Raw genomic sequence first — 22,620 nt, 5'->3', positions numbered from 1 at the left:
GGATCAGTCCGCGTACACCGGGCGCCCGGCCGGCCGGTAGGTCTGGGCCACGATGCCCTTCGGGAACGAGCGCGACTCGACCAGGTCGAGCGCGAGGTCCGGCCCGTCCTCGGGGAACAGGCGCGTCCCCTGGCCGACGATCACGGGGCAGACCAGCAGCGTCAACTCGTCGACCAGCCCGTGGGCGAGCAGCCAGCGGACGAAGGTGCCGCTGCCGTGCACCTGGAGCTCCCCGCCGGGCGCGGACTTCAGCTCCCGCACGGCGGCCGCGACGTCTCCTGAGAGGACGGTCGTGCCCGCCCACCGGGGCGCCGCGAGCGTGGTCGAGGCGACGTACTTCGGCCGCGCGTTCAAGGCGTCGGCGATCGGGCTGCGGCCCGGTTCCATCACGCCCCAGTAGCGGGCGAAGAGGTCGTAGGTCCGCCGCCCGAACAGGAACGCGTCCGCGCTCCGGTACGTCCGGTCGACCATCTCCATCGCCTCGTCGTCGAACGGCGCGATGGCCCAGCCGCCGCGGTCGAAACCGCCGCTGCGGTTCTCGCCGCGACCGCCGTTCCCCTGGACCACGCCGTCGACCGTGACCTGCGTGTATGTCGTGAGTTTCATGGCATTCCATCCGTTTCCTCAGCAGTGGCACCTCGCCCGGCGAGGTGCAAGCGGAAGACCAGTCCCATGCGGACCGTCCCGTCGGGTCCCGTGCGCGGCGCGAAGAACGCCCGCAGCGCCGACTCCACCGCGGCGCGGCCGGAGCGCCGCACCGCGGCCGCCACCGGTCCGGCCGGGAGCTGGGCGGCGACCGCCTCGTCCGCGTTCGCGAACCGGACGTCGAACGCGACGTCCTCCGCCGCGACGGAAGCGAACCCGGCGTCGAGCAGCACTGCACGGACCGCCGCGGTGTCCGCCAGGTCGAGCCCGCCGGGGCCGGGCACGTCGCCGCGGGCGGCGAGCGGGTTGATCACGGCCGCGCTCGCGGCCTGCTCGGGCCCGGCGCCCACGGTGACCACCGCGCGGCCCCCCGGCCCGGTCACGCGCGCGATCTCGGCGAGCGCGCGGCGCGGGTCGTCGGCGTACAGCACGGAGTTGAACGCGGTCACGACGTCGAACGCGCGGTCCGGGAACGGCAGGCGCTCGATATCGCCCACGGTGAACCGGGCCGCGGTCCGCCGTCCGCGCGCGTACTCGACGAGCCCCGCCGCCGCGTCCAGCCCCACCACCTCGGCGCCGCGGCGCGCGGCCAGTTCCGCGAACAGGCCCGACCCGCAGCCGGCGTCCAGGAGCCGCAGCCCCGGCCGCGCCGGGCACCGGTCGAGCACGTGCTCGTACAGCGGCCGGATGCGGCCCTCGGCCGTCTCGGCCCAGGCCCGCGGGTGACTGCTCCAGAGCTCGCCCTGGACCGACGCGCTCACCGGGCGACCCGGCAGATGAGATCCGACATGAACGCAGCCTATGGCCGCACCCGCGGCCCGATCTTGAACGAACCGGGCGTCCTTCCGCGGCCGTCCCCGCGCCATACTGGACCCATGACCCGGTTCCCCGCGCCGCCCGCGGGCGGGCAGAGCCACACCGAGCGCCCGCCCGACCCGGCGCTGCGCGGCCTCGTCTCCGCCGTCTGGGTCCAGCAGGTCGCGCCCGACGCCGCCCCGTACCTCCACCGGCGCATCCCCAACGGCGCCGCCGAACTCGTCTGCGAACTCGGCTCGCCCCCGCGGGTCGTCGGCCCGCTCACCGCGCCCCTCGCCCACGTCCTCGCCCCCGGCGCGGTCGTCGTCGGCATGCGGTTCCACCCGGGCGCCTTCGCCGCGGTCGCGAGGCGACCCGCCTCGGACCTGACCGGTCTCGCGATCGACGCCGCCGACGTGTGGCCCGCGACCGCCCCGCTCGCCGACGCGGCCGACCCGCGAGCCGCGCTGGCCGCCATGCGACGCCACGTCCTCGCCCACGCCGCCGGTCCCGATCCGCTCGTCTCCCAGGCCGTGCGAGGCCTCATGCCGTGGCGCGCAACCGATGTGACCTCCCTGCGCGCCTCGCTCCACCTCTCGGAGACGCAGCTGCGCCGCCGCTTCCGGGCCGCCGTCGGCCTCGCCCCCAAGACCCTGCACCGGCTGCTGCGCTTCCAGGGCCTCCTCGCCCTCGTGCAGCGCTCGATCGCCCAGGGCCGCAAGCCCACCGGCGACGGCATCGCGGACCTCGCGCTCCGCGCCGGCTACGCCGACCAGCCCCACCTCACCCGCGAATGCGTGCGCCTCACCGGCCTCCCGCCGCGCGCCTTCCTCGCCGAGACCCGGCGCTCCTGCGCCTGCGGCCACGACCACGCGGCCTCGTTCGCCCCGCTGCTGCGCGCCGAGGCGGCCGCGTCCCGGGCCTGAACCGGATCGCATGCAACCCCGGGGAGCGCCCGTTCCGTAGAAACGGCGTCGGACGCGACGAAAGGCGACCCATGACCCCCGAATCCGAGCGCGAGTTCCGCGACTACGTCGAGAACCACCGCGCGGCCCTGCTCCGAACGGCGTACCTCACCTGCGGCGACTGGCACCACGCCGAGGACGCCGTCCAGACCGCGCTGGTGAAGCTGTACGGCGCGTGGAACCGGGCCCGGCGCGAGACCGTCGACGCGTACACGCGGCGCATCCTCGCGAACGCCATCATCGACCAGACCCGCCGCGGCTGGTTCCGCCGCGAGAACGCCTACGCCGACCCGCCCGACCGGCCCGCCGAGCCGGCCAGGGGGGACGGCGGCCAGGCCGAGGCCGCCGCCCTCCTCGCCCGGCTGCCGCTCAAGCAGCGGGGCACGCTCGTCCTCCGGTTCTGGGAGGACCGGTCGGTCGAGGAGACCGCCCGCATCCTGCGGTGCAGCGCCGGCACCGTCAAGAGCAACACCTCGCGGGGCCTGAAGACCCTGCGCGACCACTACGCCGCCTCCATTCTCGCCGACCAAGGGAGCAGATGATGAACGAAGACGAGGTGCGGCGCCTGCTCGGCAGCGCCGCCTCCGGCCCGGTCGACGTCGACCGCGTGGACCCCGACGCCATCGTCCGCCTCGGCAGGCGCGGCGCGGCCCGCAGGCAGCTCGGCATCGCCGTCGCCGGCGCCGCGGCCGCCGTGCTCGCCCTCGGTGCGGCCGTGGGCATCCCGATGTCGCTCCGCGACGACGCCGAACCGGCCCCCGCCGGCGGCGCCCCCGACGACCTCCCCGCGACCCCCGCCGACGAGGCGTTCCTCGAACGCTGGTCCCGCAGCGACCACGGCGACTGCCCGCTCCCCGAAGACCAGACGGACGAGCAGCTGCGCACAGCCGCCGCCTACAACCGGGTGCTCTTCGACGCGCTGGCCGGACTCGGGGCCGAACCGCTCGGCTCCTGCTACACCACCCGGCCCGACCACGACGGCTTCCACGCCGTGGAGGGGACCGGCTACGTCCTGGACGAATCGGTGGCGTTCGGCGACGGCGCGGACTGGGCCCGCCTCACCGGGAGCGTCCTGGAGACCGGCGGCGGCGACGCCGAGTCGCAACTGGAGCAGGAGGAGTGCGAGTACAACGAGAACGCCGAGTGCGCCTGGGAGGACACCGAAGCCGGCCGGGTCCTGACGGTCGAGGGCACCCGCACCTCGTTCCTCGACCCCGAGACCGAGAGCGGCGGGGGCGAGTACCCGGCCGTGGGCGCGTACCTCTTCCGCGACGGCGTCGTCGTCTCCCTCACCTTCACACTGCACTTCGAGTCCGACCGGCCCGCGCCGACCACCGACGAGATCATCGACATCCTCACGTCCATTCCCGCCGCCGACGCCCCCGAGGCCGAGCCGCCCGCCTGGGACGACCTCACCGACGACCTCGCCGCCGCGGCCGAGCACGCCCTCCCGGGCATCGCGGTCGAGACGGGCACGGCCGAGATCGTCCGCCTGGAGGCCGGCGTCGCCGAGTACGGCGGTCCGGTCTACGGCAGCGAGTCCACCCGCATGGCCTTCGTCCTCGCCGAACTCGACTCGGGCGAGGCCGTCCGGATCTACCTCCAGGCCGAGCCGATCGCGGACCCCGGCGAGGACCCCGAAGCGGTCGCCTCCGCGGCCGCGCAGTGCGCCGTCGCCGCATGCGACATCGCGACCACGGGACGCGACATCTCGGTCCACCGCACCGTCGGCGACGACCGTCCGAGCCTCACCGCCCTCGAATACCGCACGGGCGACGGCTGGCTGATCGGCGTCGGAGTCGAACCGGTCGAAGGCGCCGAGCTCCCGCCGGTCGACTTCACCGCTCTGGACGCCGTCCTCGACGAGATCCGCTGACCCGCAAGGCAGGGCGGGCCCGGCTCCGGGCCCGCCCGCCGGGCGCCCTAGCCCGCTGGACGCAGGCCGTCGAACAGGAGGTCCAGCACGCGCCCGCGGAACGGCTCGGTCCAGTCGGCGGCGATCGCCTCCTGGCACAGCGCGCCGAGGACGGCGGTGAACTCCTCGGGGAGCAGGTCGCCGCGGACGGCGCCGGCGTCCTTGGCCCGGTCGAGCAGGACCGCGATCGACGGTTCGAGGCGCGCGAGCGCGTCCGCCACCCGGACCTGGACGCCGGTCTCGGAGAGCCGCTCGAACACGGCCCGGTTCCGGGCCCCGATCGACATCACGAGCGCGGCGAGGTCGAACAGGGCCCCGGCCGCGTCCCGGTCCTCGACCATCGCGTCCACTTCGGCGACAAGGTGGTCCAGCAGACCCATCACCACGGCCTTGAGCAGGTCGGGCTTGGTGGGGAAGTGCCGGAAGACGGTGCCGATGGCGACCCCGGCCCGTGCGGCGACGGCGTCGGTCGCGGCGGCCGCGCCCTGCTCGGCGAACACCGCCTCGGCCGCTTCCAGGATCCGCGCCCGGTTCCGCCGGGCGTCCGCCCGCACCGGCCGCTCGCGGTTCGCGCCGTCTGGTGCCATGGAGCCGTCCCCCCTTGTCAAAATGAGTCACACTCATTATATTCGAAGTCGAGTTCCACTCATCTTACTTCGGGAGATCCGGTCATGGCGCTGTCCGCACGAGAGGTCTACGGCCGCATGCAGGAAGCACTGATGCGCCCCGAGGACGCCACCCTCCTCCCCGCCGAGCTCCTCGCCGAGGACGTGGTGGTGGAGACCCCGTTCTCGCCCCCGGGTCTGCGCCGCCACGAGGGCCGCGACGCCTGGCTCGCGTTCTACCGCTCCAGGCCGCTCCCGATCCGCTTCACCCGCTTCACGGAGCTGTCCACACGCGAGACCGCCGACCCCGGGACCCTCGTCGTCGAGTACGAGCTCACCGGCACCGTCACCACCACCGGCACGACCGCCTCGGCGACCTTCATCGCGGTCCTCCAGGTCCGCGACGGCCTCGTCCGCCTCTGGCGCGAGTACCAGGACGTCCTCGCGATCACCCAGGCGCTGAACCTGCGACCCGAGGCCCTTGGCACTGCGAGCTCCTAGCGCCGCGGACTCACAGCCGAGCGGCGGCCGCGCCGGACGGCCGACGCGGGTCGCGCCGTCCGGCCGCTCGATGTCGGCGGGGTGAGCGATGCTGGGCGCATGGAGTACGTGTCCCGAGTGCCGCGGCCGCCGCTGAACGGGCTGATCGACGACCTCTACTTCCTGGAAGGCACGGCGCCCTACCCGTGGTTGACGCTGCCGCCGGCCCCGTCGGCGCTGCTCATCGTCAACCTCGGGGCGCCCTTCCAGATCCGGAGCGGCGGCGAGGCGGCCGAATACGCCGACGGCTGCGTGGTCACCATGCCGACGCGCGCGTACGAGTTCTCCTATCCCCGCTGGACCCGGTCCGTGGGGGTGCACTTCAAGCCGTGGGGCGCGGCGCCGTTCCTGGCGATGCCCGCGGCCGAGCTGTGCGACCGGCCGGTGACGCTCGAACAGGTCTGGGGCCGACCGGCCGCCGCCGAGCTGCGGGACCGGCTGGCCGCGGCGGCCGGACCGCACGCGATGCTGGCGCTGCTCGAGCACGAGCTCACGCGGCGACTGCGCGACAGTGCCGGCCTCGGCCTGGTCCGCCGCGCGAGCGGACTCATCGCGGCGAACGGCGGCGCGGTGGCGATCGGCGACCTGAGCGCGGCGGCCGGCGTCAGCTCGACGCATCTGGCGCAGCGGTTCAAGGAGCTCGTCGGCGTCACGCCCAAGCGCCTGGCCCGCATCCACCGCTTCGCCGCCGCCGTGTTCGCGATCGATCCCGCCGGGCCGGTCGACTGGGGCGAGCTCGCCGTCCGCGCGGGCTACTTCGACCAGGCGCACTTCGGCCACGAGTTCCGGGCGTTCACCGGCTTCACGCCCACCCGCTACCTCGAGGTGCGGCGGCGCTTCCTGCGCGACCACCCCGGCCACGTCTTCGACGGCTGGCCGCTCCCGGCCGATTGATTTCTTACAAGACCGGCGGCCCGCCGCGCGTTACGTTGAGGGCAACCCAGAGCAGAGGAGAGCCCGGTGGGCAGAGTGGTCATGTACAGCACGGTCTCGGTCGACGGCTTCATCGCGGACGAGCACGACCAGCCCGGACCGCTCTTCGAGTGGTTGACCAGCGGCGACGTGCCGCTGGACGAGAGCGGCGCGCTGAAGGTGTCGCAGACGTCCTACGACTACACCCGGGCGTACTGGGACGAGATCGGGGTGACCGTCGCCGGCCGCCGCGTCTTCGACCTGACCGACGGCTGGGACGGCGTCCCGCCGGCCGGGGTCGACCACGTCGTCGTCGTGACCCACCGGCCGCCGCCCGACGGCTGGGACCCCAAGGCGCCGTTCCACTTCGTGAACGGCATCGAAGCGGCCGTGGCCAAGGCGCAGGAGCTCGCGGGCGACCGCCTGGTCGAGATCGCCTCCGGCGACGTCGGCGGCCAGGCGCTCGCCGCCGGCCTGGTCGACGAGGTGCGGATGGACGTCGCGCCCGTCGTCCTCGGCTCCGGCAGGCGCTACTTCGGATCGGTCGACGCGCAGCACCTGCTGGAGGACCCCGAGGTGGTCCAGGGCCACCGGGTCCTCCACCTGCGCTACCAGGTGCGCCGCTGACCGAGCCGACGCGAGGAACCCCTTGGGGCGCGGCAAGTGCTTGCGCCCCAAGGGGTTTTGTCTCTGCTCCGGGTGCTCTCGCCCGGCATCCGGGGTCTCCCCGTCGCTACGTCCACAGCCCGTAGCTGTTGAGGTTGAAGTTGCGGCCCCCGACCGACGAGGTGATCTCGAAGCCGAACGCGATCTCGCCGATGGTGACGCGCGGCATGCGGCCGTTCGCCACCAGCCACTGGGCGTGCGCGGTGATGTCGACCCAGGTGTCGGTGCTGTGGTTGCGCGCCAGGAAGCTGTAGACCGCGTTCGATCCGTTGCTGCCCTGGTAGAAGGCCCAGTTCTGGCCGCCGAGGCTCACGTCGGTGACGTACGAGCCGATCGGGCCGACCGCGCCGTGGTACTGCGTCCAGATCATGATCTCGTAGTCGTGGCCGTTGCCCCACACGTCGTAGGTGGTGCAGTAGGCGAGGTTCGAGCCGGTGGGCACGGTGACGTTGGTGTTGGCGGAGACGCTGCCCATGTTCCAGACGTCGCGTCCGAGCTGGTAGCTGACGTGCGGGTAGGACTTGACGCCCCCGGTGTTCGGGTGGTCGGCCCACACGCCCCAGTTCGAGTAGGAGTTCGCCCAGATCGACTGGGCGCCGGCGCCCGAGCCCCAGACGTGGTTGTTCACGGTGTACGCGCCGTCGGTCCACTTCCCCCAGTCGTCCTCCGTGTACCAGGCGGCGGCCTGCGCGGGGGACTGGAGGGCGCCGACGGCGCCGGCGGTGGCCAGGGGGGCGGCCAGGGCTGCGGTGAGGAGCGATCTGCGTCGCATGGAGGACCCGCCTTTCTCGGTTCATCCTTCGACATTCATAGATGTATGAATGCCGATGAGTTGATTAGATCATGTAACAAACATGAAGTCCATACCCGGACCGAACCTGACAAAGCAGTTTCATCAGATAACAAAGAAACTCGCTCAATCGATCTGACGGGCCGCTCGAACGCCAACGCGCGGAACCGAAGTGCGGACTGGACGCGTGACCCGTGCCGCGTCCGTGCCACATCCGTGCAGCAGGGCTCTACGGTGTAGAGGTAAATGTTCTACACCGTAGAGGAGCCCCTCATGACCGCGCCCACGCTCACGATCGACTCGCGCGGGATCGACCCCGTCGCCGAGCGCTACGACCGCCCGTTCCTGTTCTACGGCCTGGCCACCGCGATCCCCTGGGCGTGCTGGTTCGCCGCCGCCTACCTCAGCCACCTCGAACCGCAGACCGCCGGACTGCGGTGGTGGACGGCCGCCCTCAGCGTCGCCGGACTCGTCGCGCCCGTCGCGGTCCTCGCCGCCCTCGTGGCCCGGCGCCCCGAACTGAAGACCGATGTGCTGCACCGGCTCCGGTGGCCGCGCCAGGCGCCGGCCGCGTTCCTCGCGCTCGCGTTCCTCCTCGCCCCCGCGAGCATCCTCGCCGCGACCGCCGTCTCCCTCCTCTTCGGATACAGCCCCGAGCAGTTCCTCCTGCGCGGCGGCTACACCTTCACCGCCGGCCTGCTGCCGGTCTGGGTGACGCTCGCCGGCGCGGCCGTCCTCGAGGAGATCGCCTGGCACGGCTACGGCACCGACACCCTCGTCCGCCGCATGCGCGTCTTCCCGGCCTCGATGCTCTTCACCGTGATCTGGGCGCTCTGGCACCTGCCGCTCGGCTTCATCGAGGGCTACTACCACGAAGAGGTGGTCGAGCTGGGGTGGATCCACACCCTCAACTTCCCGGTGTCGATGGTGGCGTTCGTGATCGTGATGAACTGGCTCTACTACCGGGCCGGCCGCAGCATCCTCGTGCCCGTCGCCTTCCACCTCACCGCGAACTTCGCCAACGAAGTCCTCCTCACCGACCCCGACACGAAGCTCATCCAGACCGGGCTGCTCCTCGCGTTCGCCGCGGTCGTGGTCGTCAAGGACCGGGAGCTGTTCTTCGGACGCCCGTGAGACAGTGTGCGGATGACCGAGGACCGACCGCCACTGACGCGCGAAAGGATCATCGAGGCCGCGTTCGCGATCGTCGACGAAGCGGGCGTCGACCGGCTGACGATGCGGATGCTCGGCGAGCGGCTCGGCGTCGACCCCATGGCCGTCTACCACCACCTCCCGAACAAGGCGGCCGTGCTCGACGGGATCGTCGAGCACCTGTGGGGCGGCGTCGAGCTGCCCGCGCCGTCGGACGGCGAGTCGTGGCAGTTCGTGATCGGCGAGGTCTTCCGCGCCTTCCGGAGGCGGCTGCTCGCCCATCCGCGCGCCGCCCCCGTGGTCGGGACGCGCCCGGCCGTCTCGCCCGCGATGCTCGCGCTCGTCGAGGGCATCCTCGCCCGCCTGCACCGGGCGGGATTCGCAGGCCGGGACGCGATGGTCCTCATCGACTGCCTCGCCGGGTACACGATCGGGAAGGTGCTCGCGGAGACGAGCGCCGCGCTCGGCGACGAGGCCACCGGCCCCGTCGCGGCCGCGCTGGCGACGGTCACGCCGCAGACGCACCCGTTCCTCGTCCGCGAGATCGCGGGCGGCTACGCCCTCGCCCCCGACGACCAGTTCGAACGCGGCCTGGCCGCCCTCATCGGCGGCTGGAGCGACTGACGGGTGACGGCCCGGGAGCCGGCGTCCCGGGCCCGCTCAACCCGAAGGCAGCCGGTGGTCGAGCGGTGCGGCGTCGAAGTCGGCGCAAGAGGCGACGTTCCCGGCCCGCAGCGTCTTCAGCGCAGCGGAATTCACCACCGCGGCGCGGGACCCAGCAGGCGGCGGCACAGCCGGACCCAGGGCCCCCTGCGGTGGGGCCGCGCGACCGGGCCGGCGGCATGGCGCTCGGCGTTGTCGAGCAGCTCCTCCAGCAGGTCGTCGTGCATCCAGCGCAGCAGCACGGGCCAGAGGACGACACCGAGGCCGCGCGGCCGGGCGCGGATCTCGTGGGTGATCACGGAGGCGTCGTCGCCGTCCGCGGCCACGGTGAACTCGTGGTAGCCGTCGAGCGGCGCACGCGGGGCGAACGTGAAGCGGACGCGGCGTCCCGGCTCGTATTCGCCGAGGCGGTACCGGATCGGGCCGTGGCCGCCGGCGGCCCCGACCCGCAGGCCCCCGTCCAGTCGGAGCGGCGGCCACGCGGGGCTCGGCCACAGCCGGTCGCCGTCGCCGGCCAAGGTGTCGAGGAGGGCGCCGACCGTCCCGGCGGGGGCGCCGATCCTGCGCGAATGGACGTTCCGCATCGCAACCTCCAGCGTCGTCGTGAGCACTGCCAGCGCCACCGTAGCGATCGGCCGCACGAGTCGGGCACGGCGGAGGCACGGGGGCGCGAATCGGCGCCCGCCGACGCGGGACGCGCGTTGTTACTATCCGCGGCATGGCAGGACAGCAACCCCGAAGAAGACCTCCGAAGACCGCACGCGCCTGGCTCGCGACGCACTACAGCGTCCCGGCGCGGATCGTCGCCGTCCTCGGCACCCTCGCCAGCGCCTGGGGCCTCGTCATCGCGGTCGGCGATCCCGACGGCGAGAACCCCGCGAGCTGGCTCATGTTCCTCGGCCCGGCCGTGGCCGGCGCGTTCCCGACGCTCGAACTCGCCTGGGCCCGGGACCGCGACCTGTCGATGCGCTCGATCCAGGCGAGATGGTTCGCCTTCCCGTTCTTCGGGGCCGCCGGCGCCGTGGTCGCCATGCTCGCCACCGAGCTCACGCTCCACGCCACCGGCGCGATCGCGGCCGCGCAGGCCGCGGACAAGTGGCACTACTGGTTCGCCGCGGACGGTCCGCCGCTGCCCTCGATCATGTTCGGCCTGCTCGGCTATGTCGCGGGCCTCCTGCTCGCCCTCGCCTTCTTCGTGGTCGTCCTGTGGCCGCTGCAAGTGCTGCTGCGCCCCCGCCAGGCGATGGCGGAGCACTCCTTGGACACCTCCGAGGCCAACTTCCGCCGCAACCGGGCGGCCCTGCTCCTCATGCCGTTCCTCGTGATCAACGCCGTCGTCATCGCCATCGCGCTCACCTTCGGCATCGGCTGGCTCGCGGTGGCGTCGATCCTGCTCGAGGTCGCGCTGGTGGTCGTCACGGTGACGCTCCAGCGCGTGGACACCAAGCGGCGCAAGGCGTCCGGCGTCCGGACCGGTGTCGAGAACGGAGTCGAGGCCGGGAACCGGCGGCGGCGCGAATACTGAACCGCCGCACCGACTTCGACGTCAAGCGCCGCTGACGGCCGCGGGCCGGGCGGTGCGCGTCCCGGCCCGCGGCCGAGGAGCGGCCGGGCTTCCGCCCCGCCGCCCCGCTCGTGCGCGCCGCGGCCCCGGCCGTCAGCGGACCACCTTGAAGTTGAACGCGGCGGTGCCGAGCGCGCCCATGGTCCGCAGCCAGACGGGCAGGAGCATCTCGGCGCCGCGGGCGGTGGTGATGTCGCCGAGGTCGATGACGTCGGTGTGCCCGAACTCCTTGAGCAGGCCGGCGACCGTGGTCTTGGCGCCCGCGTCGTCGCCGGAGACGAACACGGTGCCGGCGTCGGGCAGCGATCCGGGGCGGACCATGAGCTCGGCGGTGAGCGTGTTCAGGGTCTTGACCACGCGGGCGTCGGGAAACGCGCGCTGGATGCGCTCACCGAGCGAGTCGTCGTTGCAGTAGAGCAGCGCGGGCGGCCCGCCGTCGGGGAAGTCGAGCGGGTTGGCGATGTCGATCAGGATCTTCCCGGCGAGGTGCTTCGCGCCCGCCTGGGCCAGGACGCCGAGGCTGGCCGCGCCGCTGGTGGCGTTCACGACCACCTCCGCGGCCGCGGCGGCGTCGGCGAAGGTCGCCGTCGCGGCGCCCACCCGTGCGGCCCAGTCGCGATAGGACTCGCCCGCGGCGGCGCGGGCCGCGGTCGCCTCGGGGTCGCGGGTGCCGGTCGTGACCTGATGGCCGAGTTCGAGCAGCCGGGCGGCGACGGTGCGGCCGACCGTCCCGGTGCCGAGGACGGCGATGCGCATGGGGGCTCCTTCGCGGTGCGGGGACGGTTCGCGGCGCGGGCGGCGCCGCGGACCTTCCGCCCAGCGTGGCGCCTCCCCGCACGAACCCGGCACGGAATCGGCACGGCCGTCCCGTGCGCCGCGGTCGCCGGGGCGAGGAGACCTCGCCTTATAGAATCGGATCACTAAGGAGGTCGGACCATGTTGGATTTCCGAATACTCGGTCCGCTCGAAGTCCGCACGTCGCACGGCCCGTTGGCGATCGGCGGCCGACACCACCCCCGGCTGCTCGCGGTCCTGCTCGACGAGGCGAACCGGACCGTCCCCACCGACCGGCTCGTCGCGGCCCTGTGGGAAGGCCGGCCGCCGACGACCGCCGTCAGGCAGGTGCAGAACATCGCGGTCGCGCTGCGCAGCCGGCTCGGCCCCGCCGGCGACCGGCTCGAGAAGTCCGATTCCGGCTACCTCATGCGCGTCGAGGACCATGAGCTCGACACCCTGCGCTGCGAGCGCAGCGCGGCCGAAGCGCGCCGCCTGCGCGCCTCGGGACGGCTCGTCGAGGCCGAGGCGGCGCTCGGCGACGCGCTGGCCGAGTGGCGCGGGCCCTCCCTCGCCGGGTTCACCGGCCGGGAACTGGAACTGGCGGCGCGGCGCCTGGACGACCTCCGGCTCGCCCTCACCGAGGAGCGCATCGACATCGGGCTGGAACTCGGCCGCCACGCGTCACTCCTCAGTGGACTCCAGCGGTTGCGGACCGAGCACCCCCACCGCCAGCGCCTGGCCGAGCAGCACATGCTCGCGCTGTACCGCTGCGGCCGCGGGCCCGAGGCCCTCCGCGTCTTCGCCGAGGTCCGCGACTGCCTCGCCGACGAACTCGGCACGGACCCCGGCAAGTCCCTGCGCGACCTCCACACCGCCGTCCTCCGCGAGGACCCGGCGCTCGACCTCGCCACCGACCACGCGCTTGATCCCGCGCTCGAACCCGCGCCCGACCCCGCCCCGGCGCCGGTCACCCTCCCCACCGGGACCGCCGCCTTCACCGGCCGCGGCGACGCGCTCACGGCACTCGACGAATCGGTCCAGGCCGGCGCGACCCCGTTCGTCATCCTCGCGGGGCCGGGCGGGATCGGGAAGACCGTGCTCGCCCTCCACTGGGCCCACGGGGCCGCCCGCGAGTTCCCCGGCGGGCGGCTCTACATCGACCTGCGGGGATTCGCGCCGAACGCCGCGGCGATGACGCCCACCGAAGCGGTCCGGCAGCTCCTCGGCGCCCTCGGCGTCGAATCGCGCCGCATCCCGGCCGACGTCGACGCGCAGATCAGCCTCTACCGCACCGTCGTCGGCAGCGAACGCCGCCTGCTGATCCTCGACAACGCCCAGGACGCGGCCCAGGTCCGCCCGCTCCTGCCGAACTCGCCGCAGGTCCACACCGTGGTCATCAGCCGCAGCAGGCTCGTCGGGCTCGCCGCCTCCCACGGCGCCCGCATCATCGAACTCGGCACCTTCACCCCGGGCGAAGCCGCCGACCTGCTCCGCCGCCAGCTCGGCGACGAGCGGCCCGGCGCCGAACCTGCGTCGGTGGACCGCATCCTCGCCGCGTGCGCCGGCCTGCCGCTGGCGCTCGCGATCACCGCCGCCCGCGCGGCCACCCGCCCCGACCACCCGCTCGCCGCCATCGCCGACGAGCTGGAGACCACCCGCCTCGACGCGCTCGCGGGCGACGAGGACGCCGCGGACCTCCGGGCGGTCTTCTCCTGGTCCTACCGCGCCCTCGACCCGGACACCGCCCGCCTCTTCCGGCGCCTCGCCCTGACCCCCGGCCCCGACTTCGGACCCGACAGCGTCCTCCCGCTCGTCGGCGGCGCGCCCTGCGAGGCGTCGAACGCGCTCCGCCGCCTCGTCGACGCCCACCTGGTCGAGCACGGGCGCCCGGGCCGGTACCGCCTGCACGACCTCGTCCGCCTCTACGCCGCCGAACTCCTGGACTGCGAAGAGCCGCAACCGGACCGGGACGCGGCCGCGACGCGACTCCTCGACTGGTACCTCAGCTGCGCCCACGCGTGCAGGTCGCTCCTGTGCCCCGAAGAGGTCGGCCTGCCGCGGCCCGCCGACGCCGCCGCGGCCCCGATCACGACCACCGCCGAGGCCGCCGAGTGGCTCAAGGCCGAGTGGAGCAACCTCGTGGCGGCCGTCGAGTTCGCCGCCCGGGACGGGAAGCCCGCGACCGCCTGGCGGCTCGCGGACATGCTGCGCGGCCACGTCTGGCGCGGCATGCTCGGCAGCGACGGGCTCCGCCTGGGCCGCGCGGCCCTCGCCGCGGCCGAGGCGGCCGGCGACGTGCCCGGCCTCGCCGCCGCCGAACTCGTCATGGCCTGCGCCCTGATCCGGTCGAACCGCACCGGCGAGTCCACTGCGCACGGCCTCGCCGCGGCCGCGCACGCGAGGCTGTGCGGCTGGACCGCCGGCGCGGCGGCCGCCGAGTTCAACCTCGGCGCGGGCGCGTTCTACCTCGGGCGCATGCGCGAGGGCCTGCGCCACCTCGACGCCGCGCTGCGCGACAACCGGGCCGTCGGCGAGCGCCACGCCGAATGCGTCAACCTGCACTGGCTCGGCATCCTCCACTCGCTCCTCGGCGACCTCGAACCCGGCGTCGCCTACTTCCACCAGGCACTGGAGGTCGCCGACGAGATCGGCGCCGACTCCGTCAAGCCCGTCGTGCTCATCCACCTGGCCGAGATCGAGCTCTTCCGCGGCCGGCCCGAGGCCGCCGCCGCCCGCCTCGCCGCGGCCGCCGAACTCGAACGCTCGGGACCCGGCTACGACAAGTCCGGCGACCTCCAGGGGGCCACCGCGCGCCTGCGCCTCGCCGAAGGCGACGTCGCGGCCGCGCTCGAACTCGCGGAGCACGTGGTGGACACCAGGACCGACGCGGCCGACCACCGGATCCGGACCCATGCCATGGTCACCCTCGCCGCGGCCCGCGACGCCGCGGGCGAGTACGACGCCGCCATCGCGGTGTACGACCGCGCGCTCGCGATGACCGAGCAGGACGCCACCGCGTTCCACCGCGTCGAAGCGCTCATCGGCCGCGCCGGCGCACTCCTGCGAAGCGGCCGTCCCGAACCCGCCCGCGCCGCGGCGGCCCGGGCCCTCGACGCGGCCGAGGCCGGCGAGTACCGCTTCCTGGAAGCCCAGGCGCACAACCAGATCGCCGCCATCGAACTCGCCCAGGGCCGCCCGTCCTCCGCCGCGGCCTCAGCCTGGCGGGCCCTGGAACTCTGCAAGGAGACCGGCCACCGCCCAGCCGAAGCCGCAGCCCACCGCATCCTCGCCGCAGCCGAATCCCGCTGACCCCGAGTGATCGGGGCGTCAGGAGCGTCACCGGGTCGTGCGCCCTCGCCCGCACCAGGGCTCGCCGCGTCGACCGTGACGCCCCGTCAGCGTGTCACTCGGCGCTCGCGGTGCGGGCGGGCAGCACCCAGTCCGGGCGCGGGAAGTGGCAGGTGTAGCCGTTCGGGTAGTTGAGCAGGTAGTCCTGGTGCTCGGGCTCGGCCTCCCAGAACGGGCCGGCGGGCTCGATCGTCGTGACGGCCTTGCCCGGCCACAGGCCCGAGGCGTCGACGTCGGCGATCGTGTCGCGCGCGATCCGCTCCTGCTCGGGGGTGAGCGGGAAGATCGCCGACCGGTAGCTGGTGCCGAGGTCGTTGCCCTGGCGGTTGAGCGTGGTGGGGTCGTGGATCTGGAAGAAGAACGCCAGGACGTCCCGGTAGGTGGTCTGCGCCGGGTCGAAGACGATCTCGACGGCCTCGGCGTGCCCGGGGTGATTGCGGTAGGTCGCGTGGTCGTTCGTCCCGCCGGTGTAGCCGACGCGGGTCGCGAGCACGCCCGGCTGGCGGCGGATGAGGTCCTCCATCCCCCAGAAGCAGCCGCCGGCCAGCACGGCCGTCTCGGTGCCCGGCTGGCGGGTGATGGCTCCGGTGTCGGTGATACCGCTGGTCATCGCTGTGCTCCTTCGTGATGCTCCGGCGCCTCGGACGGCGCTCACTGGGCACAACACCCCCGGACCCCGATTTGGTCCCGCCCCCGAGAACCACGGCCTGTGACGTTCGAACGGCACGACCAGGCCGGCTTCGACCGGCCCTTCGACCTCGACGCCACGAGCGTGTTCCTCCTCCTGCGGGCCCTGCCCTCGACCAGCGAGATCTCCCCGCGCCGGCGATCGGCTACGGCGCGATTCGGTGACTGAGATCGGCGTTGCGGAGATGTTGTCTGATCAGCAGGATGCCCACGAGCGGCAGTCCGAAGAGTGTCGTGAGCGCGGGCATCCCGTCAGTCAGCGCGACCCACGGCGGCGCTGCCGAGTGCAGCATCCTCGTGAGTTCGTAGCCGACGAAGCTGCGACTCAGGCCCTGGGCCACGGTCAGGTAGAGGACTACGAGGGTGCCGACCATGCAGAACACTCCCAGGGCCACGACCGACCACCGCGGCCCGATGCGGGAGGCGACCGCGAGCGCCGCGAACGCGACGGCGAGGACGAGGTAGAGGACGCCCGAGAAGACGAATCGGACGCCGACGATGAAGTCGAGATCGGGGAGGTAGTTCACGCCGAAGTCATCGCCGTGCTTCAGGATCTCCGCGACGGCGTCCCTGGCGGGGCCGGCGGCGTCCAGCAGGACGATCGCGTAGGCGAGGAGGATCGCCGCCAGTGTGAAGGAGAGGATGACCGCGGACTCGGAGCGGTTCGGCTTCGGCTGCGGGGTGCTCGGGTTTCGGCTCATGAGGGTCTCCGATCGACGGATGCCAGACTTCCGATCATAGGTGCCGGACACCACTGCGGTCACGAGGAGGAAATCGTCGGCGTTCACGGCCCTGCCGGGAGGGCATAGGATGCTCGTCCATGGCTGAAATGTCCGAACACCTCAGCGCCACAACGGAAGGTGCGGAGGGCCTGGATCGCGTTCTTGCGGTACACCTCGTCGCCGGTGGTGACCCACATGAGGGACTGGGTGAGCGCCCCCGATAGCGCCTGCCGGAACGGAACCCGGGCCGGGACGGATACGGCGCAGAGCCCGGCGGAAAACCGCCGGGCCCCTCACCTGAAGAGACCGTCCTAAGAGGCCGTTCCGATCACCGTGCCGCCAGTCTTGGTGACCGTGTAGGTGACCGAGTCGCCTCCCCAGAAGTGGTAGGTGATCGTGACGGGCTCGCCGTCCCGGATCGCGTTCACGAAGGAGCTCGGAACGGTGATCGTGCCGCCGGCGTAGTTCGGGAGCCAGCTCACGTTGGACTCCTGGTACGGCGTCCAGGAGGCGGGGCCGGCGTTGGAGCCGTCGGCGTACCTCGCCTCCATCTGCTCGATGTGGTCGCCGTTGAACTGCGTCGGGATCACCAGTGAGGTCGTCCCGGTCGCGTCCGCGAGCACGGGCGTGTCGAAGCTGATCACGTTGATGCGCCACGGGACGCCCGCAGAGAAGCGGGCCTCGATCGTCGCGTTCGTGCCGTAGGCGCGGTCGCCCGCGAGGCGGGTGAGGGTCGCGGCCGCGATGGTGAGCGTGTCGCCCGAGACCGTGTAATCGGTCCCCTCGACCAGCGCCGTGTCCCCGTGCCACAGGCCCTCGAACTCGAGCCCGTTGCGGTTCAGCGTCTGCGAGACGTCGGTGATCGTCCCGGACTTCTCGAGGTAGATCCGGTCGAACGAGGTCGAGCCCGAGCGGGTCGTCCAGCTGGACGCGATGCGGTCGGCGATGTACTGGTCGCGCCATTCGAGGGTGTTGCGGTTGAGGAACTGGCCCGCGTCCCAGATCATCGTCGTGAACTGCTTGTCCCGGGCCTCGAACTGCATCTCCTCGAAGAACTTGAGCATCTCGCCGTACTCGACCACCTCGGGACCGGTGTAGCCGTAGTTCAGGATCGCCCACTCGCCCACGATGACCGGGATGCCGTTCGCCGTGAAGGTGTCGTGCGTCCGCTGGAACGAGCCCAGCAGGTCCGCGCGGGACTGCTCCTCATAGGTCGGGAACCCGGCGATGTTCACCGAGAACGGCCAGAACCCGTAGTAGTGGATCGTCGCCCCGACCATGTCGTCGTCGAGCCGCCCGATCATGGCCTTGACCGGGTCCAACCGCTCCTGCGCGGCGTTCGTGTTCAGGGTCGGCAGGATCAGCAGCCGGTCGGCGTTCCCGCCGCCGGAGCCGCGGACCACGTCGTAGAACGCCTGGTTGAGCTCCTCGTTGTACGGGTCGCCCGCCTCGTTCTCCGCGCCGACGAACTGGGGCTCGTTGTTGCTCTCGAACGACAGGCCCGCCGGGTAGTCCTTGAAGCGCTCCGCGATCTGCGCCCACATCGACTCGAACTTCGCCATCACGTTGTCGTGGTCGTTCGGCAGCTCGTCGAGCCACATCCACGAGTCGTGGTGCAGGTTCAGCATGACCTGGAGGTCGTTCTCCAGCGCCCAGTCCACGACCTGCGCCACCCGCTCCATGCGCTCCGGTGCGATCGTGTAATCCGGTGCGGGACCGGTGAACTCGTCCCACGTGACCGGCAGCCGGATCGAGTTGTAGCCCTCGGCCTTGACGGTCTGGAGCAGCTCCTCGGTGATCATCGGGTTGCCCCAGGCGGTCTCCCCGCCCAGCGCGTCGAGCGTGTTGCCGACGTTCCAGCCCGGCTCCATGGCCGCGACCTGCTCCACGGCGTTGTCCCACTCGCCGGGGCCGCCCGTGGGCGTCTCCGTGGGCTCGCCGGTGGAGCCGTCGCAGAGGCGGCCGTTGAGGCGGAAGTCGGTGGGGTCGGTGTTCTCACCCGACCAGGAACCGGTGAACCCGAACGCGGCCGAGTCGCCGGTGGCGATCGCCGCGTTGTAGCCGTGGCTCTCGGCCTTGGCCGTCTCGCCGGCGGCGGTGTGCTTCGCGTTCCACATGTTCGTGACGCGTTGGCCGTCGGGCCAGGTCCATTCGAGGCTCCAGCCGTCGACCGGATCGCCGAGGTTGGTGACCTCCACGGCGGCGATGAAGCCGCCCGGCCATTCGCCGGTGACCTCGTATTCGACCTCGCAGCCTTGGGCGGCCTGCGCGCCGACCGCGCCGAGGAGGCCGGCCGTCATGGCCGCGACGGCGGACGCCGCGATCACGCCGAGGCGCAGCCGTCTGCTATGGAGTGTGGTGGGACTCATGGGGACTCCTTGCCGGAGAGTGGAGGTTCGCATGGGTGGAGATCGGGGCGGCCGTGCTGCACGGGGTCGCCGGGACGCGTCAATCGAGGTATTTCGATTCATGGCGTGCTCGGTCTCACCGTACGCAGATGCACTCATGTTTGTCAATCAATGAAACGAACGATGGGTGCTCCGCCGCATGCGAACCAGCCGTTGTCCTCCACCCCATCGGGTCGGCCGTCAGGAGTCGAGCAGGGGACGGCCGCCCGCGTCCATGAACTGCCTCGGCGCCTACCGGCACATCGGGTCGGCCGGGTTCGCGCCGACAGCTTTGTCAACAACTGAAACCAATTCCTGGACGGACGTCTGCGAGTTCGCGCTGCCGGGTCGCGGGGCGGCCCGGCAGCGCACGGTCCTACCGGTTCAGCGGGGTCTCCTCCACCACGACTTCGATGTTGAAGGTGTCGGCCTCGACGTCGATGCTGGTGATCGTGATGGTGATGGCGTACTCCGCGTCGGTCGAGACGTCGTTCAGCACGCAGGAGTGGATCGCGCCCTCGTACAGGGTTCTCGTGGTGGAGTCGCCGCAGTCGATGTCGTTGCCGGCCCCCCATTCGGCCGCCACCGCGTCCGTGACCGCCGCGGCGAAGTCGGGGGCGGGAACCACCATGCTGTTCGCGTCGGCGGCCGGCGCCGAGGTGTCGGCCTCGGCGGGAGCGGAGGTCGGGGCCTCGCTGGGCGCGTTGTCGGGCTCGGAGGCCACTTCCACGCTGATCTCGTAGTCCCTGCCGTCGACGCTGGTGAAGGTGACGGTGGCGTCGTATTCGGCGCCGGTGTCGGTGGAGGTCGCCACGCAGTCGACCTCCTTGCCCTCACTGACGATGATCGAGTCGTCGCCGCAGTCGAGGTCGGGACGCGATCCGGTCTGCTCCTCCAGGGCGTCCGCAGCCAGCTCGGCGAGTTCTCCACCGGAAACCGTCGGTCCGGCTTCGGCAGTGCACGCCGCGAGCCCGAGGAGGGCGAGGACGAAGGGCAAAGTCGCTAGTGTTCGGCTGGGCACAAGGGGGCCTTTCATTCGTGAGGATTGCGGTCTCCTGGAGTGCCTGACGCCTCCCGGAGCAACGGCGAGCCCGGCAAGCGTCCTGCTTGCGGCGGTGCCTCGCCGCGGCCTGCTGCGGCCGTAAACGATGCCGACTCGAGCCGACAACCAGCCAATCGTTTCAGCGGGTCGAGCGCCATACAAGGCGAGACACCGGCGGGACTCCGGCGGGAACGGATCGGGGAGTGCAACAGGCGAGTTCGAGGGCAAAAAAAGTGCCACTAGTTGTACTAGTGGCATCAGGGTGGACCTTACTGGCTCCTACTACAACTCCCCACCGCAGGTCAGAGCCTCGCTCACCCGCCTCAGGGGCCTCATCGATGCCATCTCAGCCGACGAGCGACCCGAACCGGGCCCTCAATTGTCCCAGCTCGCGCTGGCTCCGCGCAGCAGCACTCCACGAGCGGTCCGCGACCGCCTCGATATCGAAGAGCTGGAGCGGCTGCTGGTCGCCGCCCGGGCTGGGGTACCGAGGATGCGGCTCGTCGCCGAGTTCGGCGTCAGCCGCAATACGATCTATCGACTGCTGCAAGCGGCCAGCACGGCGTAAGCAGGTTGGAGGCGAGCGTGTGGGTTCAACCGGCTCAATGAGTGAAATGGCCTGGCCGCCCGCTTCGCGAATCGGGCGGCCAGGCCCTGGGCAGGCCTTAGACGACGGTGGTCTGGGTGGGGCCGGACCACCACTGGCCGTCGTCGTAGTAGTGCACGTACCAGTTGATCTGGTGGCCGTCGGTCCAGTCCTTGTTGCAGTAGGTCCACACTTTGCTCGGCCCGAGGCCGTCGATGCAGTAGCCCTCGCGGGTGCCGTTGGTGTCCCACCACACGACGGTGACCACCTTGTGGTCGTCGGTGTTGTCCCGGATCCAGATGTCGTCGCCGTTCCTCTGGACGCAGGCCGCGGCGGCGGTGGTTGACCAGCACTCCCTGGAGGAGTCGGCGTACCAGTCGATGTCCACGGTGGGGTCGTCCTCGTAGACGGCGAATGCCGGTGTCGCGAAGCCGAGGACGGCGAACAGGGGAATGGCGAACGCGGCGAGGAGCGCCGCAACGCGATTGCGCATGAGTAGATTCCTCTCGTTGTCGTGGTGACGCCCAGCCGAGGAGCGTCGATTGGCGGAGTTTCTACGGGCGAAGGAAATGAGTGCCGTTGAGGTTGAGGCGGCGTGGCCTCCCCGGCTGTCTTGCGGTCAGGTCACGGCTGCTTCGGCTCGGCTGCTGGACGGCGATGCGTTTGCCGAGGTTGACGAAGAAGTTTCCGGCGCTGCCCACGTTGCGGGGTTGCGGCGGCCGCCGGTGCGCTTGGTCATGGCGGAGGGGATGGCCGACTTCGACCGGTAGAACTTGAGCGGGCTGGAGCTGACCGCCTCCTTGTAGGCGATGGCGGCCTTGCCCTTGAGGTACCAGCGGCTCGGGGTGTCGTCCGGGTTGGTGAACTGGATGACGGCGTCCTTGCGGCCCAGCGACACCGGCTGGTGGATGTAGCCGAAGCGGAACGGCTTGGGCTCCTTCCCGCGCAGGATCCGGGTGATCGACTCGGCCGTGTGCGCGGCCGTGGGGATGCCGCTCTGGCAGGTGCCGTGGATGGTCCCGTACGCCTGGCGGACCGCGGCGGCGTCGCCGATCGCGAAGACCTCGGGGTGGGAGACCGAGCGAAGGGCGGCATCGACCGCGACGCGGCCGGAGGCGTCGACCGCGATGCCGGCTTCGGCGGCGAGGCGAGCGTGTGCGACTCCGGTGGTCCACAGCGCCATGTCGGTCGGGAGGCGCTCGCCGCCTTCGAGTTCGACCGCGCCGGGGAGGACGCGGGCCGCGGTCGCACCGGTGCGGACCTCGACGCCGAGCCGGTAGAGGGCGTTCCTCATGTAGGCGCGTGCTTTCGGGCCCATCATCGATCCGGGCTCGCCGCGGCTGAGCAGCACCACCCGCATGCGGGGGTAGGTCTCCGCGACCTCAGCGGCCGCTTCGATGCCGGTGAGGCCCGCGCCGCAGACGGTCAGGACGCCGTCGGCGTTGTCGCGCAAGGCTGTGGCGAACTCGGGGTCGTCGATGGTGAACGCGTGTTCGACGCGCGGAGTGGCGCTGCCGATCGCGTAGACCAGGTGGTCGTAGCCGAGGTCGCGGCCGTCGTCGAGAACGACGCCTCGGCGGTCGGCCTCGATCCGGGCCGCACGCCCCCGGACGAAGGCGACGCCGGCGGGTTCGAGGAGGTCGGGGATGCGGTGGGTGCCGAGATCCTGGCCTACCGCCGCCTGGTGCTGGCGGAGGCGTTCGTTGAAGACGTCGGTGGGGTTGACGAGGGTGACCTCGGCGGACTTGTTGCGGCGGGCGAGGCCGTGGGCAGCCATCATGCCGGTGTAGCCGGCGCCGAGGATCAGGATGCGGTGCTTCATTTCCGGGTCCGTTCGTTCTTACTGGGGTTCAGGGGGA

At 72.1% G+C, this 22,620-nt stretch carries 24 protein-coding genes; 12 read left to right on the top strand and 12 right to left on the bottom strand.

Annotated features, from left to right (window positions below; translation table 11 throughout):
• Window positions 1–3 precede the first annotated feature (3 nt).
• Complete coding sequence (locus EIW28_RS02985; RefSeq protein WP_125246216.1) at window positions 4–606, bottom strand: dihydrofolate reductase family protein; 603 nt, start codon at window positions 604–606, stop codon at window positions 4–6.
• A complete protein-coding gene (locus tag EIW28_RS02980; protein WP_158630272.1) occupies window positions 603–1,406 on the bottom strand; it encodes a class I SAM-dependent methyltransferase in 804 nt (267 codons plus the stop codon). Before EIW28_RS02980 ends, EIW28_RS02985 begins: the two co-directional genes overlap by 4 nt.
• 114 nt (window positions 1,407–1,520) lie before the next feature.
• On the opposite strand from EIW28_RS02980, the gene EIW28_RS02975 reads away from it, so the two are divergent.
• The 3 genes from EIW28_RS02975 (at window position 1,521) to EIW28_RS02965 (ending at window position 4,281) form a co-directional block, all read left to right on the top strand.
• Entirely contained in the window at window positions 1,521–2,366 is an 846-nt protein-coding gene (locus EIW28_RS02975; protein ID WP_158630271.1) for a helix-turn-helix domain-containing protein, read from the top strand.
• Window positions 2,367–2,437: 71 nt separating this feature from the next.
• Window positions 2,438–2,947 carry a SigE family RNA polymerase sigma factor gene (locus EIW28_RS02970; protein WP_125246213.1) on the top strand — a complete coding sequence of 170 codons (510 nt, stop codon included), beginning with the start codon at window positions 2,438–2,440 and terminating at the stop codon, window positions 2,945–2,947.
• Window positions 2,947–4,281: a hypothetical protein gene (locus tag EIW28_RS02965; RefSeq protein ID WP_125246212.1), complete on the top strand. Its 1,335-nt coding sequence runs from the start codon at window positions 2,947–2,949 to the stop codon at window positions 4,279–4,281. The genes EIW28_RS02970 and EIW28_RS02965 overlap by 1 nt, the downstream gene beginning before the upstream one ends.
• A gap of 47 nt (window positions 4,282–4,328) precedes the next feature.
• Here EIW28_RS02965 and EIW28_RS02960 read toward each other — a convergent pair whose 3' ends face one another.
• A complete protein-coding gene (locus tag EIW28_RS02960; protein WP_125246211.1) occupies window positions 4,329–4,907 on the bottom strand; it encodes a TetR/AcrR family transcriptional regulator in 579 nt (192 codons plus the stop codon).
• A 117-nt stretch (window positions 4,908–5,024) separates the two neighbouring features.
• Here EIW28_RS02960 and EIW28_RS02955 point away from each other — a divergent pair, with 117 nt between their 5' ends.
• The 3 genes from EIW28_RS02955 (at window position 5,025) to EIW28_RS02945 (ending at window position 7,004) form a co-directional block, all read left to right on the top strand.
• Complete coding sequence (locus EIW28_RS02955) at window positions 5,025–5,426, top strand: nuclear transport factor 2 family protein (RefSeq protein ID WP_158630270.1); 402 nt, start codon at window positions 5,025–5,027, stop codon at window positions 5,424–5,426.
• Window positions 5,427–5,525: 99 nt separating this feature from the next.
• Window positions 5,526–6,359: a helix-turn-helix domain-containing protein gene (locus EIW28_RS02950; RefSeq protein ID WP_187350561.1), complete on the top strand. Its 834-nt coding sequence runs from the start codon at window positions 5,526–5,528 to the stop codon at window positions 6,357–6,359.
• Between the two features lie 66 nt (window positions 6,360–6,425).
• Window positions 6,426–7,004 (top strand): dihydrofolate reductase family protein, encoded by a 579-nt coding sequence (locus EIW28_RS02945; protein ID WP_125246209.1) that lies wholly within the window; start codon window positions 6,426–6,428, stop codon window positions 7,002–7,004.
• 106 nt (window positions 7,005–7,110) lie between these two features.
• Here EIW28_RS02945 and EIW28_RS02940 read toward each other — a convergent pair whose 3' ends face one another.
• On the bottom strand, window positions 7,111–7,815 hold the full coding sequence (locus tag EIW28_RS02940; RefSeq protein WP_125246208.1) for a GH12 family glycosyl hydrolase domain-containing protein: 705 nt from the start codon (window positions 7,813–7,815) through the stop codon (window positions 7,111–7,113).
• 264 nt (window positions 7,816–8,079) lie between these two features.
• Between EIW28_RS02940 and EIW28_RS02935 the strand changes: the two genes are divergently transcribed.
• Window positions 8,080–8,967, top strand: coding sequence for a CPBP family intramembrane glutamic endopeptidase (locus EIW28_RS02935; RefSeq protein ID WP_197717034.1), 888 nt, complete (start codon window positions 8,080–8,082; stop codon window positions 8,965–8,967).
• Window positions 8,968–8,979: 12 nt separating this feature from the next.
• The gene (locus EIW28_RS02930; RefSeq protein ID WP_125246207.1) at window positions 8,980–9,609 is read left to right on the top strand and encodes a TetR/AcrR family transcriptional regulator C-terminal domain-containing protein; all 630 of its coding nucleotides are present in this window, start codon (window positions 8,980–8,982) and stop codon (window positions 9,607–9,609) included.
• Between the two features lie 131 nt (window positions 9,610–9,740).
• Here the strand turns inward: EIW28_RS02930 and EIW28_RS02925 are convergent, their stop codons facing one another.
• Entirely contained in the window at window positions 9,741–10,232 is a 492-nt protein-coding gene (locus EIW28_RS02925) for an SRPBCC family protein (protein ID WP_125246206.1), read from the bottom strand.
• A 134-nt stretch (window positions 10,233–10,366) separates the two neighbouring features.
• Between EIW28_RS02925 and EIW28_RS02920 the strand changes: the two genes are divergently transcribed.
• Entirely contained in the window at window positions 10,367–11,173 is an 807-nt protein-coding gene (locus EIW28_RS02920; protein ID WP_125246205.1) for a hypothetical protein, read from the top strand.
• A gap of 132 nt (window positions 11,174–11,305) precedes the next feature.
• Here EIW28_RS02920 and EIW28_RS02915 read toward each other — a convergent pair whose 3' ends face one another.
• Entirely contained in the window at window positions 11,306–11,968 is a 663-nt protein-coding gene (locus tag EIW28_RS02915) for an NADPH-dependent F420 reductase (RefSeq protein ID WP_125246204.1), read from the bottom strand.
• A gap of 180 nt (window positions 11,969–12,148) precedes the next feature.
• Here EIW28_RS02915 and EIW28_RS02910 point away from each other — a divergent pair, with 180 nt between their 5' ends.
• A complete protein-coding gene (locus EIW28_RS02910) occupies window positions 12,149–15,298 on the top strand; it encodes an AfsR/SARP family transcriptional regulator (RefSeq protein ID WP_125246203.1) in 3,150 nt (1,049 codons plus the stop codon).
• 94 nt (window positions 15,299–15,392) lie between these two features.
• Here EIW28_RS02910 and msrA read toward each other — a convergent pair whose 3' ends face one another.
• Window positions 15,393–15,947, bottom strand: a complete 555-nt coding sequence (gene msrA, locus EIW28_RS02905; protein ID WP_125246202.1) for a peptide-methionine (S)-S-oxide reductase MsrA — start codon at window positions 15,945–15,947, stop codon at window positions 15,393–15,395.
• 99 nt (window positions 15,948–16,046) lie between these two features.
• Here msrA and EIW28_RS24070 point away from each other — a divergent pair, with 99 nt between their 5' ends.
• Window positions 16,047–16,193 carry a hypothetical protein gene (locus tag EIW28_RS24070; RefSeq protein WP_158630269.1) on the top strand — a complete coding sequence of 49 codons (147 nt, stop codon included), beginning with the start codon at window positions 16,047–16,049 and terminating at the stop codon, window positions 16,191–16,193.
• Here the strand turns inward: EIW28_RS24070 and EIW28_RS02900 are convergent.
• The 3 genes from EIW28_RS02900 to EIW28_RS24610 all read right to left on the bottom strand — a co-directional run bounded on the left by EIW28_RS02900 (window position 16,171) and on the right by EIW28_RS24610 (window position 20,130).
• A complete protein-coding gene (locus EIW28_RS02900) occupies window positions 16,171–16,725 on the bottom strand; it encodes a hypothetical protein (RefSeq protein ID WP_125246201.1) in 555 nt (184 codons plus the stop codon). The genes EIW28_RS24070 and EIW28_RS02900 overlap by 23 nt on opposite strands.
• Window positions 16,726–17,057: 332 nt before the next feature.
• Entirely contained in the window at window positions 17,058–19,115 is a 2,058-nt protein-coding gene (locus EIW28_RS02895) for a cellulase family glycosylhydrolase (protein WP_125246200.1), read from the bottom strand.
• A 394-nt stretch (window positions 19,116–19,509) separates the two neighbouring features.
• Window positions 19,510–20,130 (bottom strand): DUF4333 domain-containing protein, encoded by a 621-nt coding sequence (locus EIW28_RS24610; protein WP_197717033.1) that lies wholly within the window; start codon window positions 20,128–20,130, stop codon window positions 19,510–19,512.
• Window positions 20,131–20,554: 424 nt separating this feature from the next.
• Here EIW28_RS24610 and EIW28_RS02885 point away from each other — a divergent pair, with 424 nt between their 5' ends.
• Complete coding sequence (locus EIW28_RS02885) at window positions 20,555–20,743, top strand: helix-turn-helix domain-containing protein (RefSeq protein ID WP_125246199.1); 189 nt, start codon at window positions 20,555–20,557, stop codon at window positions 20,741–20,743.
• 97 nt (window positions 20,744–20,840) lie between these two features.
• On the opposite strand, the gene EIW28_RS02880 is transcribed toward EIW28_RS02885, so the two are convergent.
• The gene (locus EIW28_RS02880) at window positions 20,841–21,254 is read right to left on the bottom strand and encodes a hypothetical protein (RefSeq protein WP_125246198.1); all 414 of its coding nucleotides are present in this window, start codon (window positions 21,252–21,254) and stop codon (window positions 20,841–20,843) included.
• 126 nt (window positions 21,255–21,380) lie between these two features.
• A complete protein-coding gene (locus EIW28_RS02875; protein WP_125246197.1) occupies window positions 21,381–22,583 on the bottom strand; it encodes an NAD(P)/FAD-dependent oxidoreductase in 1,203 nt (400 codons plus the stop codon).
• Window positions 22,584–22,620 lie beyond the last annotated feature (37 nt).

Source organism: Glycomyces terrestris (assembly GCF_003933745.1).
GTDB lineage: Bacteria > Actinomycetota > Actinomycetes > Mycobacteriales > Micromonosporaceae > Glycomyces > Glycomyces terrestris.
This window is presented reverse-complemented; position numbering and strand designations above follow the sequence as displayed.

Bases quoted from the DNA above. Each gene is read 5' to 3' on its own strand.
- EIW28_RS02965 (WP_125246212.1), top strand. From the start codon at position 2,947: ATGAACGAAGACGAGGTGCGGCGCCTGCTCGGCAGCGCCGCCTCCGGC.
- msrA (WP_125246202.1), bottom strand. From the start codon at position 15,947: ATGACCAGCGGTATCACCGACACCGGAGCCATCACCCGCCAGCCGGGC.
- EIW28_RS02915 (WP_125246204.1), bottom strand. From the start codon at position 11,968: ATGCGCATCGCCGTCCTCGGCACCGGGACGGTCGGCCGCACCGTCGCC.
- EIW28_RS02930 (WP_125246207.1), top strand. From the start codon at position 8,980: ATGACCGAGGACCGACCGCCACTGACGCGCGAAAGGATCATCGAGGCC.
- EIW28_RS02950 (WP_187350561.1), top strand. From the start codon at position 5,526: ATGGAGTACGTGTCCCGAGTGCCGCGGCCGCCGCTGAACGGGCTGATC.
- EIW28_RS02925 (WP_125246206.1), bottom strand. From the start codon at position 10,232: ATGCGGAACGTCCATTCGCGCAGGATCGGCGCCCCCGCCGGGACGGTC.
- EIW28_RS02900 (WP_125246201.1), bottom strand. From the start codon at position 16,725: ATGAGCCGAAACCCGAGCACCCCGCAGCCGAAGCCGAACCGCTCCGAG.
- EIW28_RS02970 (WP_125246213.1), top strand. From the start codon at position 2,438: ATGACCCCCGAATCCGAGCGCGAGTTCCGCGACTACGTCGAGAACCAC.
- EIW28_RS02940 (WP_125246208.1), bottom strand. From the start codon at position 7,815: ATGCGACGCAGATCGCTCCTCACCGCAGCCCTGGCCGCCCCCCTGGCC.
- EIW28_RS02880 (WP_125246198.1), bottom strand. From the start codon at position 21,254: ATGCGCAATCGCGTTGCGGCGCTCCTCGCCGCGTTCGCCATTCCCCTG.
- EIW28_RS02955 (WP_158630270.1), top strand. From the start codon at position 5,025: ATGCAGGAAGCACTGATGCGCCCCGAGGACGCCACCCTCCTCCCCGCC.
- EIW28_RS02935 (WP_197717034.1), top strand. From the start codon at position 8,080: ATGTTCTACACCGTAGAGGAGCCCCTCATGACCGCGCCCACGCTCACG.
- EIW28_RS02895 (WP_125246200.1), bottom strand. From the start codon at position 19,115: ATGAGTCCCACCACACTCCATAGCAGACGGCTGCGCCTCGGCGTGATC.
- EIW28_RS02985 (WP_125246216.1), bottom strand. From the start codon at position 606: ATGAAACTCACGACATACACGCAGGTCACGGTCGACGGCGTGGTCCAG.
- EIW28_RS02960 (WP_125246211.1), bottom strand. From the start codon at position 4,907: ATGGCACCAGACGGCGCGAACCGCGAGCGGCCGGTGCGGGCGGACGCC.
- EIW28_RS02975 (WP_158630271.1), top strand. From the start codon at position 1,521: ATGACCCGGTTCCCCGCGCCGCCCGCGGGCGGGCAGAGCCACACCGAG.
- EIW28_RS02875 (WP_125246197.1), bottom strand. From the start codon at position 22,583: ATGAAGCACCGCATCCTGATCCTCGGCGCCGGCTACACCGGCATGATG.
- EIW28_RS02920 (WP_125246205.1), top strand. From the start codon at position 10,367: ATGGCAGGACAGCAACCCCGAAGAAGACCTCCGAAGACCGCACGCGCC.
- EIW28_RS02910 (WP_125246203.1), top strand. From the start codon at position 12,149: ATGTTGGATTTCCGAATACTCGGTCCGCTCGAAGTCCGCACGTCGCAC.